At 71.2% G+C, this 14,358-nt stretch carries 11 protein-coding genes; 5 read left to right on the top strand and 6 right to left on the bottom strand.

From position 1 onward, the window contains the following. Positions 1-55: 55 nt before the first annotated feature. The 3 genes from STBA_RS02265 to STBA_RS02255 all read left to right on the top strand — a co-directional run bounded on the left by STBA_RS02265 (position 56) and on the right by STBA_RS02255 (position 5,724). Positions 56-1,390 (top strand): sugar ABC transporter substrate-binding protein, encoded by a 1,335-nt coding sequence (locus tag STBA_RS02265; RefSeq protein WP_079251667.1) that lies wholly within the window; start codon positions 56-58, stop codon positions 1,388-1,390. A 140-nt stretch (positions 1,391-1,530) separates the two neighbouring features. Continuing rightward, positions 1,531-3,588, top strand: coding sequence for a beta-galactosidase (locus STBA_RS02260; protein WP_077057622.1), 2,058 nt, complete (start codon positions 1,531-1,533; stop codon positions 3,586-3,588). Between the two features lie 63 nt (positions 3,589-3,651). Beyond that, on the top strand, positions 3,652-5,724 hold the full coding sequence (locus tag STBA_RS02255) for an RICIN domain-containing protein (RefSeq protein ID WP_077057621.1): 2,073 nt from the start codon (positions 3,652-3,654) through the stop codon (positions 5,722-5,724). A 70-nt stretch (positions 5,725-5,794) separates the two neighbouring features. On the opposite strand, the gene STBA_RS02250 is transcribed toward STBA_RS02255, so the two are convergent. The 5 genes from STBA_RS02250 to STBA_RS02230 all read right to left on the bottom strand — a co-directional run bounded on the left by STBA_RS02250 (position 5,795) and on the right by STBA_RS02230 (position 12,363). Beyond that, positions 5,795-7,798, bottom strand: a complete 2,004-nt coding sequence (locus STBA_RS02250; RefSeq protein WP_290443680.1) for a rhamnogalacturonan lyase — start codon at positions 7,796-7,798, stop codon at positions 5,795-5,797. A 176-nt stretch (positions 7,799-7,974) separates the two neighbouring features. After that, positions 7,975-8,397, bottom strand: coding sequence for a helix-turn-helix domain-containing protein (locus STBA_RS02245; RefSeq protein WP_077057619.1), 423 nt, complete (start codon positions 8,395-8,397; stop codon positions 7,975-7,977). Positions 8,398-8,482: 85 nt separating this feature from the next. Next, positions 8,483-9,637, bottom strand: a complete 1,155-nt coding sequence (locus STBA_RS02240; RefSeq protein WP_077057618.1) for a mandelate racemase/muconate lactonizing enzyme family protein — start codon at positions 9,635-9,637, stop codon at positions 8,483-8,485. A gap of 115 nt (positions 9,638-9,752) precedes the next feature. After that, complete coding sequence (locus STBA_RS02235) at positions 9,753-10,931, bottom strand: hypothetical protein (protein ID WP_077057617.1); 1,179 nt, start codon at positions 10,929-10,931, stop codon at positions 9,753-9,755. Between the two features lie 340 nt (positions 10,932-11,271). Beyond that, positions 11,272-12,363 carry a LacI family DNA-binding transcriptional regulator gene (locus tag STBA_RS02230; protein ID WP_253194489.1) on the bottom strand — a complete coding sequence of 364 codons (1,092 nt, stop codon included), beginning with the start codon at positions 12,361-12,363 and terminating at the stop codon, positions 11,272-11,274. Between the two features lie 537 nt (positions 12,364-12,900). Between STBA_RS02230 and STBA_RS37010 the strand changes: the two genes are divergently transcribed. Continuing rightward, positions 12,901-13,080: a hypothetical protein gene (locus STBA_RS37010; protein WP_143659408.1), complete on the top strand. Its 180-nt coding sequence runs from the start codon at positions 12,901-12,903 to the stop codon at positions 13,078-13,080. A gap of 3 nt (positions 13,081-13,083) precedes the next feature. Here STBA_RS37010 and STBA_RS02225 read toward each other — a convergent pair whose 3' ends face one another. Then, a complete protein-coding gene (locus STBA_RS02225) occupies positions 13,084-13,572 on the bottom strand; it encodes a MarR family transcriptional regulator (protein ID WP_171987618.1) in 489 nt (162 codons plus the stop codon). Between the two features lie 149 nt (positions 13,573-13,721). Here STBA_RS02225 and STBA_RS02220 point away from each other — a divergent pair, with 149 nt between their 5' ends. Continuing rightward, a complete protein-coding gene (locus tag STBA_RS02220; RefSeq protein ID WP_077057615.1) occupies positions 13,722-14,147 on the top strand; it encodes a Rid family hydrolase in 426 nt (141 codons plus the stop codon). Positions 14,148-14,358: the final 211 nt, after the last annotated feature.

The raw sequence follows: 14,358 nt of genomic DNA, 5'->3' as shown, positions 1-14,358 counted from the left end.
TTTTTCCTGACGGTTTCTCTGACGGTTCCTCTGACGACGAAGTGAGATGACGACCATGACCACCTTCAGACGCCCCCTGGTCCGCGGCGCGGCCGCGGCCTGCGCCCTGGCCCTCGGGCTCACGGCCTGCGGCTCCTCCGACGACGACGCCGGTGAGGAGTCATCGCCCGACGCGGTGCAGGCCGCCCTGGAGGAAGGCGGCGAGATCACGGTGTGGGGCTGGGACCCCACCCTGGAACAGGTCGTCGCCGACTTCGAGGCCGCCCACCCGAACGTGGAGGTCGACCTGGTCAACGCGGGCACCAACACCGACCAGTACACCGCGCTCCAGAACGCCATGTCCGCCGGCTCCGGCGTGCCCGACGTCGCGCAGATCGAGTACTACGCCATCAGCCAGTTCACCATCTCCGAATCCCTCACGGACCTGTCCTCCTTCGGCGCCGACGAGCTGGACGGCACCTTCTCGCCCGGCCCGTGGAGCACCGTGCAGGTGGGGGACGGCATCTACGGACTGCCCACGGACTCCGGCCCGATGGCGCTGTTCTACAACCAGGACGTCTTCGACGAGCACGGCATCGAGGTGCCGGCCACCTGGGACGAGTACGTCCAGGCCGCCCGCGATCTCCACGCGGCCGACCCCGACGTCTACATCGGTGCCGACGCCGGCGACGCCGGCTTCGCCACCAGCATGATCTGGCAGGCCGGGGGCCGCCCCTACACCGTGGACGGCACCGAGGTGGCGATCGACTTCACCGACGAGGGCTCCGCGGCGTTCGCCGAGACCTGGCAGCAGCTCCTCGACGAGGACCTGCTCGCGCCCATCACCGGCTGGAGCGACGAGTGGTACCAGGGCCTGGACGACGGCACCATCGCCACCCTCGCCACGGGCGCGTGGATGCCGGGCAACCTGGTGTCCGGCGCGCCGAACGCGGCCGGCTCGTGGCGCGTCGCGCCGCTGCCCCAGTGGGAGGAGGGGGCGAACGCCAGCGCGGAGAACGGCGGTAGCTCCCTCGCCATACCCTCGGCCGCCGGCAACAAGGAACTGGCCTACGCCTTCCTGGAGTACGCCAACGTCGGTGAAGGCGTCGCCGTCCGCGTCGAGGACGGGGCGTTCCCCGCGACCATCGCCGAGCTGGAGTCGGAGGAGTTCCTGAGCACCGAGTTCGAGTACTTCGGCGGTCAGACGGCGAACGAGATCTTCGCGGAGTCCGCCGCGAACGTCGGCGAAGGCTGGTCGTACCTCCCCTACCAGGTCTACGCCAACTCGGTCTTCAACGACACCGTCGGCCAGGCGTACGTCTCCGGGACCACGCTCACCGAGGGGCTCGCCGCCTGGCAGCGGATGTCCGCCGACTACGGCACGGAGCAGGGCTTCACCGTCCAGGAGTGACCGCCGCGGCGGGCCGCGCCCCGGCCCGCGGCCCGCCACGGCCGGCCCCGGAACGACCCTCGAGTGCACCGGCGTCACCGCCCGGGCCCCGCCCCGGCCGGTGTGCCGGGAACCGCACGCGCACAGCCAAGGAGAAGCACATGCCCCGCGCCTCGACACACCGCTGGCCGCTCCGGCCCGCCGCCACGGACGGCACCGCCCGTCGCTTCGAATACGGCGCCGACTACAACCCGGAACAGTGGCCGAAGGAGGTGTGGCGCGAGGACATCCGGCTGATGCGCGAGGCCGGGGTCACCCTCGTCTCCCTCGCGATCTTCTCCTGGGCCCGCATCCAGCCGGCGCGGGACACCTGGGACTTCGCCTGGCTGGACGAGGTGATGGGCCTGCTCCACGACGGCGGCATCGGCGTCGACCTGGCCACCGCGACCGCCTCCCCGCCGCCCTGGCTGACCACGGCGCACCCCGAGATCCTGCCCGTCACCGCCACGGGCGAGACGGTGTGGCCCGGCGCCCGCCAGCACTGGCGGCCCACCTCCCCGGTCTTCCGCTCCCACGCCCTGCGTCTGGTCACCACCATGGCGGAACGCTACGGCGACCACCCGGCCCTGGTCGCCTGGCACGTCAACAACGAGCTGGGCTGCCACAACATCTACGACTACTCCGACGACGCGGCCCGCGCCTTCCGCACCTGGCTGCGCTCGCGCTACGGCGGAATCGACGCCCTCAACGACGCCTGGGGCACGGCGTTCTGGTCCCAGCGCTACACCGACTTCGAGCAGATCCTGCCGCCCCGGCTCGCCGCCTCGCACCCCAACCCCACGCAGCAGCTCGACTTCAAGCGCTTCTCCTCCGACGCGCTGAAGGACTACCTGCGCGCCGAGCGCGAGGTGCTGACGCGGATCACCCCCGGCGTGCCGGTCACCACCAACTTCATGGTGATGGGCGAGACCAAGGGCATGAACTACGCCGACTGGGCCGCCGAGGTCGACTTCGTCTCCAACGACCACTACGTCCACCCCGGCCCGCAGGGCCTGGACGAGCTGTCGTTCTCCGCCAACCTCACCGGCAACCTCGCGGGCGGCAAGCCCTGGTTCCTGATGGAGCACTCCACCAGCGCCGTCAACTGGCAGCCCGTCAACCGGGCCAAGGAGCCCGGCGAACTGGCCCGGGACTCCCTGCTGCACGTCGCGCACGGCGCGGACGCCGTCTGCTTCTTCCAGTGGCGCCAGTCCGCGGCCGGCGCCGAGAAGTACCACTCCGCGATGGTGCCCCACGCCGGCCCCGACAGCGAACTGTTCCGCTCGGTCGCCGCCCTCGGCGCCACCCTGCGCGACCTCGCCCCGGCCGCCGGAACGGAACGGCTGCGCGCACCCGCGGCGATCCTCTTCGACTGGGAATCGTGGTGGGCCAGCGAGCAGGACTCCCACCCCTCCTCGCGGCTGCGCTACCGGCAGGAGGCGCTGGACTGGTACTCGGCGCTCCTCGCCCTGGGCGTGCGCACCGACGTGGTGCCCACCGGCACCCCGCTGGACGGCTACGGCCTGGTCGTCGCGCCGGTCCTGCACGTCGTTCCCGAATCCCTCGCCAAGGAGCTGACCCGGTACGTCGACGGCGGCGGCCACCTGGTCACCACCTACTTCTCCGGCGTCGTCGACGAGCACGACCACGTCTGGCTCGGCGGCTACCCGGGACCGCTGCGCGACCTGCTCGGCATCCGCATCGAGGAGTTCGCCCCGCTCCAGGACGACGAGCGCGTCACGCTCGACGACGGCACCACCGGCACGCTGTGGACCGACCTCGTCACCGTCACCGACCCGGCCACCGAGATCCTGACCCGCTATGCCTCCGGCCACGCCGCCGGGCGCCCCGCCATCACCCGCCGCGCCGCGGGGCCGGGCTCGGCCGCCTATGTCTCGACCCGCCTCGGCCCCGGGCAGCTGGCCGGAACGCTGACCCGCCTGCTCGACGCCGCCGGTGTGAGCGGCGAACTGCCGCGGGCCGTCCGGGGCCGCGCCGAGCTGACCGTGCGGACCGGACCCGACGCGGACTACTGGTTCCTGGTGAACCGCACCGACGAGCCCGTGCCCCTCGACGGCGTCACCGGCGAGGTCGTCGCCGGGCCCGCCGCCGGAGCGGACGGCGGGCCCGTGCTGCCCCCACGGGGCGTGATCGTCGTGCGGCGGCCGGCCGGCACCTGACCCCGGCCGCCGCACGATCTCCGCAGTACCTCGCAAGGAAGCGACAGGCACGAGGGAGAACCCATGAGCCGAAGAATCCGCACCACACCCCGCGCCAGGACGGGGCGCAGGGCCCTGGCCGCGTGCACCGTGCTGGCCGCCGCCGGCGGAACGCTCGCCGCCGGCCCGCTGCCCGCCGCGGGCGCCGCGGGGACGACCGCCGGGGCCGCCGACGCGGTCACCATCACACCAGATCCGTCCTATCAGGGCCAGGAGTTCGAGGGCTGGGGGACCAGCCTGGTGTGGTTCGCCAACGCCACCGGCGACTATCCGGACGAGATCCGCGAGGAACTGGCCGAGCTGGTATTCGGCGACGAAGGACTGGCCCTCAACATCGCCCGCTACAACGTCGGCGGCGGCAACGCCCCCGACGTCACCGACTACCTGCGGGCCGGCGGGGCCGTCGAAGGCTGGTGGCAGGCGCCCGAGGGCACCACCCGCGAGGACACGGACTGGTGGAACGCGGAAGACCCGGCCCACTGGAACGCGGACGCCGACGCCACCCAGCGCTGGTGGATCGACCGCATCGCCGAGGAGATCGACCACTGGGAGGCGTTCAGCAACTCCCCGCCGTGGTTCATGACCGAGAGCGGCTACGTCTCCGGCGGCTTCGACGCGAGCGCCGACCAGCTGCGCCGCGACTCGGTCGAGGACTTCGCCGCCTATCTCGTCGGCGCCGTCGAGCGGATCGAGGACGCGCACGGCATCGAGGTGGACACTCTCGACCCGTTCAACGAGCCCAACACCGACTACTGGAGCACCACGCTCGGCCCGGACGGCGAGCCCGTCGGCGGCCGGCAGGAGGGCGCTCACATGGGCCCCGAACTCCAGCAGGAGGTCATCAGCGCCCTCGCCGGGGAACTCGGCGCGGCCGGCACCGACGCCGTCATCTCCGCGATGGACGAAACCAACCCGACGACGTTCGCGGCCAACTGGCAGTCCTACCCTCCTCACGTGCGCGAGCTCGTCGACCAGATGAACGTCCACACCTACGGCACCGGCGGCCGCACGACCGTCCGGGACCTGGCCAAGGCGGAGGACAAGCCGCTGTGGATGAGCGAGGTCGGCGGCGACTGGGGCAACATCGGGCAGGACTTCGAGTCCATGGTCCCCGGCCTCGGCCTGGCCCGCCACATCGTCGACGACCTGCGCCAACTTGAGCCCTCCGCCTGGGTGTTCTGGCAGCCCGTGGAGGACTTCGACAACATGGCGCCGGGCGGCGAGTCCGAGGAGGGCGGCAACTGGGGCAGCATCCAGCTGCCGTTCAGCTGCACGGACGAGGACACGCTGGAGAGCTGCCCGATCCACACCAACACCAAGTTCGACACGGCGCGGAACTTCACCCACTTCATCCGCCCCGGGGACCGGCTGATCGGCACCGACGAGCCGGCCAGTGTCGCGGCCGTCGACGGCGCGGACGGGGCCACCGTGGTCCACGTCAACGACTCCGCCTCGGACCGTGAGGTGACCCTCGACCTGTCGAAGTTCGCCAGGCTCGCGCGCGGCGCGACCGTCACGCCCGTGGTGACCGATGCGGACGGCGCGCTGGTCACCGGCTCGCCCGTGCGCGTCACCGACGACCGCGCCACCCTGACCGTGCCCGCCGAGTCGGTGACCACCTTCGTGGTGGACGGCGCCTCCGGCGTCGCCAGGGACGCCGCGCTGATCCAGCGCGACGCCTCCTACTCCCTCACCGGGGTGCAGAGCGGCCGTTCGCTGTCCGTCTCCGACGACGGGGGCGCCGCGGTCATCCGCACCGCCGACCCGGCCGACGAGGCCCAGCGGTGGGAGGTGCGGAAGGTGACGCGCGGCACGGACAACGCACAGCGCTATGTGCTGAGCAACAGCGCGGACGACCAGCGCCTGGCGCTGCGCGACGGCGCGCTCGTCCTGGAACGCGACCGCGGGCGTGCCGGCGCCGCGGCCCAGTGGATCATGTCCACCACGGGCGACGGCACCTGGACCTTCGTCAACGCCGCCACCGGCGAACTCCTCGAAGTCCCGGGCCAGGCCACCCACGACGGCGCCCCCGCAGGCGCCTGGCAACCCAACTCCGGCGACAACCAGCGCTGGAACGTCACCCGCCTCGACCGCTGAGGAACAGGCGGCCTCCCGGCCCGGTTCCGCCCCGCGCACGGGGCGGAACCGGGCCTCCGCGTGCCGTGCCCTACCTGCCGGCGTAGCGGATGGCGGGGCGGGCGGGCTGCTCCATCCCGTTCCCCAGGAAGTAGCCGGTCCACGGCGGCTGGTTGTAGGCGACGTTCTGCCAGGCCACGCCAAGGCGGTAGACCGGGTCGTGCATCAGCGTGGGCAGGCGCATGCCGGTCTCGGCCGTGGTGGTGTAGATCCGCAGCGCGGACTCGTCCTGGGCACGGAAGAGGACCTCTTCGCGCCAGTCGCCCAGCAGGTCGGCCTGGAGCACCGGGTTGCCCTTCGTCCAGTTGTTGCTGTAGACGCCCTCCGGGGCCAGCACGACGTCCTGTTCGGCGTTCTCCCAGTCCCACTTCGCGATGTACGGCGTGCCCGCCGGGTCGGCGGACTCGTCGAAGTCGTGGTCGAGGATCTCGCGCAGCGGATCACCGTCCCACCAGATCACGAAGTTCGCCGGGGGAATGCCCGTACCGATCAACGAGCCGTCGGCCGCCCGCAGTTCGCCCTCGCGTGAGTTCCACGCGCCGGTCGTCGTCACCGCCCAGGACTCGGCGCCCGGGTGCCTCGGGTCGATATCGCCCGCCGCACCGCGGCCGATGTCCCGGGCGGCGGGCATCGACCACAGCATCTCGCCCGTGGCCGCGTCGCGGAACGTTCCGCCGCGGTTGCCCGAGGCGGACATGCTCTCGTGCACGGCGAACAGCTCCAGGCCCGGGCGGGACGGGTCGAGATCGCTCAGGTGCAGGGCGTCGCCGTGCCCGAGACCGGTGTTGTACAGCGGCGAGCCGTCGTCGTCGAGCGTCATCGAGCCGTAGACGATCTCGTCCCTGCCGTCGGCGTCCACGTCGGCGACGGACAGGTTGTGGTTGCCCTGCCCCTCGTACTCCTCGCCCCACTCGTCGGAGTCGAACATCCAGCGCTGCGTCAGCGATTCGCCGTCGAAGTCGTACGCGACCAGCGCCGCCCGCGTGTAGTAGCCGCGCGCGAAGACCGCCGAAGGATGCTCGCCGTCCAGATACGCGATCCCCGCCAGGAAACGGTCGGAACGGTTGCCCGAGCAGTCTCCCCACGAGCAGGTGTCGCCACGCCCGGGTGTGTAGTCGATCGTGTCGACCGCCGCGCCGGTCCGGCCGTCGAAGACCGTCAGGTACTCCGGGCCGTCCAGCACCCGGCCCGAGGTGTTGCGGTGGTCCGCCGCCGGGTCGCCGATGGTCACCCCGGCGCCGTCGACCGTTCCGTCCGCGGTCTTTGCCAGCACCTCGGAACGGCCGTCACCGTTCAGGTCGTACACCATGAACTGCGTGTAGTGGGCTCCGGCCCGGATGTTCCGGCCCAGGTCGATCCGCCACAGCTGCTCGCCGTCCAGCGTGTACGCGTCGAGGATGACGCTGCCGGTGTAGCCGGAACGGGAGTTGTCCTGGGCGTTGCTGGGCTCCCACTTCTGCACGATCTCGTACTGGCCGTCGCCGTCGAGATCGCCGACCGAGGCGTCGTTGAGATGGTAGGTGTACTCCTCGCCCGACGGTGTGCTGCCGCCGTCCGGACGGTTGACGGGGATGTCCCGGTACTGCTGGGACCACACCCCGAACTCCTCGGTGCGCTCCGCGTGCCGACCGCCGCGGACCTCGGCGATCTGGTAGACCGAGTCCGCCGTGCCGCGCCGGTCGGTGAAGCTCGTGACGTCGCGCAGCGGCCCGCGGGTGATGCGCTCGCCGTCACGGTAGACGTGGAAGGCGGTGTTCTTCCGGTCCAGGCCCAGCAGCCGCCAGCTGACGAACACCCCCTCGTCCGTCAGCACCGCCACGGGTGCCCGGTCGAGATATTCCATCTGCCTGACCGTCCGCTCCGGGGAGCCGCCCCCGCCGGCGGCGGCCCCCGCGGGTGCGGGCGCGGTCAGGACCGCGGCCCCGGCCGCGAGCGCCGCGGCACCCGCGACGAGTCTCCTGCGAACCAATGGGTTGCCGTGCGGCAACATGCCCATCCGTACTCCCTTGTCGAGGATGGTGTTGAATCGATTCATTTCCGTGGACGGAAACAACCCGGGAAAGCGTCCTCCGGGTGCCTGGCAGCATTCCCAACCCGTGCCGCACTGTCAATACATCTGCACACGTTCAAACAGCTTGCCCCACGAAGTTCCAGCGGCCGGCTGTTCGGTCCCGCGGCGCCGGGTGCGGCCCGCCGGCCGCGTGCCGTCCGTTACCGGCGGGCGGGCGCGGACTCGCGTGCGGCGCCGCGCGTGTCGAAGCGGCTGCGGGCGGCCTCGATCTCGTCGAGGTAGCGGTGCGTCCACGCGCACATGCCGTTGACCGTCTCGCGCAGCGCCTCGCCCGCTTCGGTCAGACGGTACTCGACGCGCGGCGGCACGGTCGCGTGCACCGTCCGGTGCACGACTCCGTCACGTTCGAGACCGCGCAGGGTCTGGGTGAGCATCTTGTGACTGATGCCGTCGACCGCGGTCCTCAGCTCGGTGAAGCGCAGCGTCCGGTCGCCCAGGACGTTGATGATCAGCAACGCCCACTTATTGGCCACGCCGACGAAGATTTCACGGGCCAGCGAATCGGCGCGCGTCACGTCCGCGTCGTCGGGATGACGCTTGCTCCGCTCGGTCACGACGGGCACTCCTCTCACCGGTAGGCGCGTTCTTCCTGGACACAGCTTACTTACCTGCGGTGAGCGAGTAACCATAAGTGCCCACCCGGGCCGGTCACGGGGCAGGTGCGTGAGGAGCGGTTGCCGGGGTGTTCTCGCCGGGTCCGGCGAAGCGAAGTCCGAGGCCCGCGTGGTCGGTTTCGGTCAGGCGGCCGCCCGCCACGCGCACGGGTGAGGGGTCCCGCAGCACGCCGAGGGCGCCGAAGCCCGCGTCCTCCACCTCCTCGACCATGACGTCCGCTCCGTCCGCTCCGAGGGTGAGCGCGAGCTGCCCCGACAGCTCCGGCAGGAGGTGGGGGTACAAGGCCGCGCCGTGTTCCCGCGCGAGCCGGACGATGCGCAGGAACGGCGTGATCCCGCCGACGCGCACGATGTTGGGCTGCACGATGCGGGCCGCCCCGGCACGCAGGAAGTCGGCGAATCGGTACTCCGTGTGCAGGTTCTCGCCCACCGCGACGGGAACCGCGATCCGCCGGGCGAGCTCGGCGTGCGCCGCGAGGTCGTCGGCGCGCAGGGGCTCCTCGACCCAGGCCGGTGCGTACGCCGACAGGGCGGTGACGGCCCGGGTGGCGCGGTCGAGGTCCCAGCGCTGGTTGGCGTCGATCATCAGCCGGCGCGTCGGCCCGAGAATGTCCCGGACCGCGGCGACGCGTTCGACGTCCTCGCCGAGGTCGGGCCTGCCGACCTTGACCTTCACCGCGTCAAAACCCGCGGCCACCCACCGTTCGGCCTGGGCGCGCAACTCGTCGAGGGAGTAGTGCAGGTTGACTCCGCTGCCGTACACCTCGACGCTCTCCCGCCTCCGGCCCAGCAGTCCGGTGAGCGGCATCCCCGCGCGGCGCGCGGCGGCATCCCACAGGGCCAGGTCGAGGCCGGCGAGGGCGATCGTCGTCAGCCCGCCGCCACCGGCCTCGTGCAGGTACTCCCACAGGGGCTGCCAGACCGCCTCGGGATCGGCGGTCCTGCCGAGCGCGGCCCCGGCGATGTCGTGCTTCAGGAGGGCGAGCACCGCCTGGGCGCCGATGGTCGGCGTCCAGGAGAAGCCGTGCCCCTCGGTGCCGTCGGAGAGCGACACCGTGGTCGCGATCACATGGACGCGCGGCACGTCGGGGCCCCACGGTCTGCTGAGCGGCACCCGGACCAGACGGGCGTCGAGCCCGGTGATGTGCGCCGTGCCGGAAGCCGGCGGCGCCGCCCTGCCGAGATGCATACGGCCCCCTGTTCGAAACGGCTGCCAGGAACCGTTTCACGTGCGGTCGGGTACCGCAACGCCGGGGGCGGCAGGCCCGGGGGCCTGCCGCCGGTGCATGCGCGGATGCGGCTGCTCAGCAGCTGTTGTCGGCGCTGTTCTCGAACGTGACGTTGCTGATCGTGGTGTTGTCGCCGCACGGGTTCTCCGTGAGGGCGGAGTCGATCAGCGTGAAGTTGGACAGGGTGATGTCCCGGTTGTTCGCGAACTCGGCACGTGCGGCGAGCCGAACCTCTCCGCCGCCCGAGATGGTGCCGCCCTCGCTCGCGATCGTGACGTTGTAGCAGTTCTCGATGAGCACCGCATTGTTGCCGGTGTCCGCGATGTCCACCCGGTCGATCACCGCGCCGCCGCTCTCCGAGACGCAGAAGATGCCGCGCCCGCCGCCGCGGGCGATGACCTCGCCGACGTGGATGTTGGTGCTGTAGTCGTTCAGGGCGCCGTTGTTGTTGGCCATGCGGAAGGCCGCGTAGCCGGTCCCGGCGCCCGCGTTCGTGGCGTTGACGGTGCCGATGTCGGCGTTGACCGTGTCGTTCAGCAGCAGCCCCGACTCGCCGACATCGGTGGCGGTGATGGTCCCGGCCGTGAAACCGTCGACGCCGTAGGTCTCCACCGCGTGGGCGCCCGCCCCGCTGATGGTCGCCGAGTCGATGCTGATGCCGGTGGTGCGCTCGCCGGTGTTGTCGTGGTTGTCGATGCGGATGCCGAGGCCGCCGGAGAGCTCCATCCTGATATCGCCCATCGCCACGTCGTGGGCGTTCTGGACGAAGATGCCGAAGTACGGGGCCCCGTGCATGTTCTCCAGGAACGGGATGGCCACGTTCTCCGCGTTCCGCACCCGGATCGGGGCCTGGTCGGCGGCCATGCCGCCGGTGACGTTCAGCGTTCCGCACACCTCGAGCGAGGTGTGACTCGGCAGGTCGAGCGAGGCGTCGGCGGGCACGTCCCCGGAGCCGCGTACCACGACCGACTCCATGTTCGTGCGGCCCTCGGTGAGGCTGGCCACGCCGGCGCGCATGGCCTCCAGCATCGAGTTGCCGCTGTAGCCCGGCGCGGTCCAGGTGCTCCCGTCCAGGACCACCTCCGCGTCGTAGCTGCCGTCGCCACAGGCCAGCGTCTCCGGCGCGTCGGCCGTGTCCTCGGCGGTGCCGGCCGTCGCGGTCAGGCCGACGCCCGAACTCACCACGGCCAGCAGACCGGCGGCCAGGAGGGTGAACCTGCGCTTCTTGCCGGGGGATGCGGCTCTGCTTCCCATTGTTGCTCCTGTGTGTGGGGGATGTGGCGGGCGCCGGATGGGGCCCCCGGGAGTGAATCGATTCATTCACGGGGTGTCCGAAGCCCGCATGTGGGGGATTCGATGATTGGCACAGGTGCGTGCCGCAAGCGCTTACTCAGCGCCCGTGGCCCGGGAGTATGGCAATGCGGGGCCCGGCCGTCAATGAATTCGGCAGCGCCGGGCGAGAGTTGCACGACCCCGGCGCACGACGTCCCCTTCCGCCGACCCGGTCGCGCGGGCCGCCGACCCGGTCGCGCGGGCCGTTGGCACGGGCCGTGATGCACATCTTCCACGGTTCCCGCGCACGTGGCGCGGTGCGTCAGGCGGGGGCCGGGGAGCCGCTGGAGGTGCGGACGATGAGGCGGGGCTGGAGCGTGAGCTGCCGGATCGGGAGGCTGTCGGGGCGGGGGTGGGTGAGGCGGTCGAGCAGGAGGTGGGCGGCGTGGACGCCCAGCTCGTGTTTGTGGGGGGCGACGGCGGTCAGCGGGACTTCGGCGAGAGAGGCGATCTCGTCGTCGTAGGCGATGAGGGCCAGGTCGTCGGGGATGCGGAGGCGGTGGGTGCGTGCGCGGCGCATGATCTCGATGGCGTCGTGGTCGGAGTGGATGAGGGCGGCACGGGTGTGCGTGGTGCGGCAGGCGTTGATGAAGTGGTCGTAATGGGTGGTGGCCTCGGCGCTGCCCAGGGTGGGGCGCCCGCTGTCGGTGGTGGGGGCCGCGGGGTCGAGGCCGAGCTGGTGGACGGCTTGGGCGTGCCCCTGGGTGACGAGCGGAGCGGTGGGGCTCCCGTTGGTGAACAGGGCGATGCGCTGGTGGCCGAGCTCCGCGAGGTGGCGGACGGCGTTGTAGGCGCCCTGCTGGTGGTCGGAAATGACGTATTCGCAAGCCACGTAGGGGTTTTGGGGCTGGCGTTCGAGGAGGACGTAGGGAAGTCCCGCGGTGGTGAGGTGGTCGAGGGTGGTGGGGGGAAGGTGGTGACCCCCGGTGGAGACGATGAGGAGGCCGGTGGCGCCGGCCGCGGTGAGTTCCGCGATCTGCTCGTGGTCGCGGGGCTGCGCGTAGTCGGTGAGACCGATGATCACGCGGGCTCCGCGTTCGGCCGCGGCGGCACGGACTCCGGCTATGACGCGGGGGTAGTAGTAGGTGGCGGAGGGGACGAGGAGGCCGAGGGTGTGGCCGCTGCCCTGGGGCACGGGGGCGGTGGGGGCCTGAAGCGTTGTGGGCGCGGCGAGGAGGGCGCCGCCGCGGACGCGGGTGACGCGGCCTTCGGTCTCCAGGTCGACCAGGTCGCGCCGGATGGTGGCGCGTGAGACACCGAGCCGGGTGGCGAGTTCGGTGATTTTCAGGACGCCGGATGCTTCGAGCTCTCTGACCAGCAGCTCGTGTCGTTGCGCGACGAGCATGTCGGCCATGGGCGCCTCCTATGAACAGATTTTGAGCATCCTAAAGCAACACCGCCGAAGCTGTTCAATTGCGGTGGGCCCGAGCGCTACGCACCGTACGCGAGTCCGAGGCACCGCCGGTCGGGGGCGGCGAGCAGCCCCGATCGCGCGTGGTGACCGGGTGGGCCGCGGAGCCGGCACGACCGGTCCCGCCGCCCTGCCAGGCCCGACGCCGCGGCGCGGCCGGGCGGGGCGCCCCGGGGCGTCGTGGGTACCAGCTTGCTTCAGAAGTGCGCACAGGCGGCGGGCGCGGAGCCCGTGCGGTGGTGCCCCGCGGCCATGCCCCGCGGTCGGGCCGGGAGGGCGGTGTGGCGGAGGGCAGGCTCCTGCCCGCGGGATGTGTGGGGTGGACCACGGGCGGAGCCGGCGGCGCACCTGCGAGCACTTCGCCGACGTCTGCACCTCGGCCGCAACCGCGGAACGGCTGCCCGAGGCCACGGCCTTCCGGCACGCGACTCGCACGTTGTCCGCGTCGCGAGGGCTGCAATCAAGGAACGTGCCATCGTCGTGGCGGACGGAACGGGCCGCCGCGCTGCTGCCTCAGGCACGGCCGCGCCCTCATCTGCTGAACCGACGCCGCATGAACTGTTCCTCCTGGCCCCGCTCCTCGTTGACGACGTCGAAGTCGAAGTCGAAGTCGACGGAGCCGATCTGCCTGACCTGGCCGAAGTTGCCGCTCTGTGGTGACTGTCAGCCGAAGTCGTCGGGAACGATGCGGAGTTTCTGTGCGATGCGGGCGAGGGCCTTCTGGTCGGTCGTGTTGAGCGAGTCGAGGACGATGCGGCGTACGGCGCGCAGATGTGTGGGCGCTGCCAGGCGCACGATGTCGAAGCCGGCGTCGGTGAGTTCGGCGAGGGTGTAACGGCCGTCGGCCGGGTCGGGCGTCCGTACGACCCAGCCGCGCAGTTCACAGCGTTTGATGACGTTGGACAGGCGGGAGAGCGACCCGCTGGCGAGGAAGGCGAGCTCTCCCATCCGCAGCTTGCGCCGCGGGGCCTCGGAGAGGTGGCTGAGCACGAGGTACTCGAACAGGGTGAGGCCGTGTTCCTGCCGCAGCGGCGACTCCAGCTTGCCGGGCAGCAGCAGGACAAGGGAGATCAGCCCCGTCCACGCCGTCTTCTCCTGCTCGTCGAGCCATCGCAGCTCCTCATCGTCCTGGTGTTCGCCCGTGCCGCTCATGGGCCCTTCCGTGCTGCTCACGGCTCTTACCGCCCTTCCGGCGAAGTCCGCCATCACTTTGCGCTTGAAGTCATCGCTTGCTAGTGTCACTTTACGCGTGAACTCATGCGAGAGGGGACGCACCCCTATGGACGGGAAGAGGAAGCATCATGAGCACCATCACCTTCGGCATCACTCCGGGCTACGGCGAGAAACTGCACGAGGCCCTCGGCTACAGCGGGGCCGTCCGCGTCGGCGACCGGGTCGAGATCTCCGGCCAGGCGGGGGTGGATGACGATCTGGTGATCCCCGATTCGCTGGAGGACGAGATCATCCAGGCTTTCGACAATGTGGAGCGCACGCTCGCCACGGTCGGGGCGACATGGAAGGACGTGATCCACGTCAACTCGTACCACAAGGTCGCACCGGGAGATGACGTCATCGGCGACGACCACAACATGGTCATGGCCGAGCAGTTCCGCCGTCGCCTCGACGGCCGCGCGCCGATCTGGACCGAGACCGGTGTCACCGTCCTCGGCCTCGCCGCGATGCGCGTGGAAATCCGCGTCACCGCCATCGTCGGCTCCGGGGACTGAGCCGCACCTCCTCGCCGCAGGCGGTCACCCGAAACCGGGGCGGCGGCCTGCCGCCCGCCCGTCCTGATCGCCCGACCGGACGCCAGGAACCGCTGCTGAGTCCCACCTCGGCGCCGTTGCGGACGACCACACGGTGGCCCGGATTCTGCGCATACGTGCCCTTTCGCTTCGATGAGGGAAGCTGACGTGGTATTTGCTCTGCGGGGTCAGC

It is taken from the genome of Streptomyces sp. MP131-18, assembly GCF_001984575.1.
GTDB classification, from domain to species: Bacteria; Actinomycetota; Actinomycetes; order Streptomycetales; family Streptomycetaceae; genus Streptomyces; species Streptomyces johnsoniae.
Note: the sequence above shows the minus strand (reverse complement) of the source record. Positions and strands in the feature narration are given on the sequence as shown.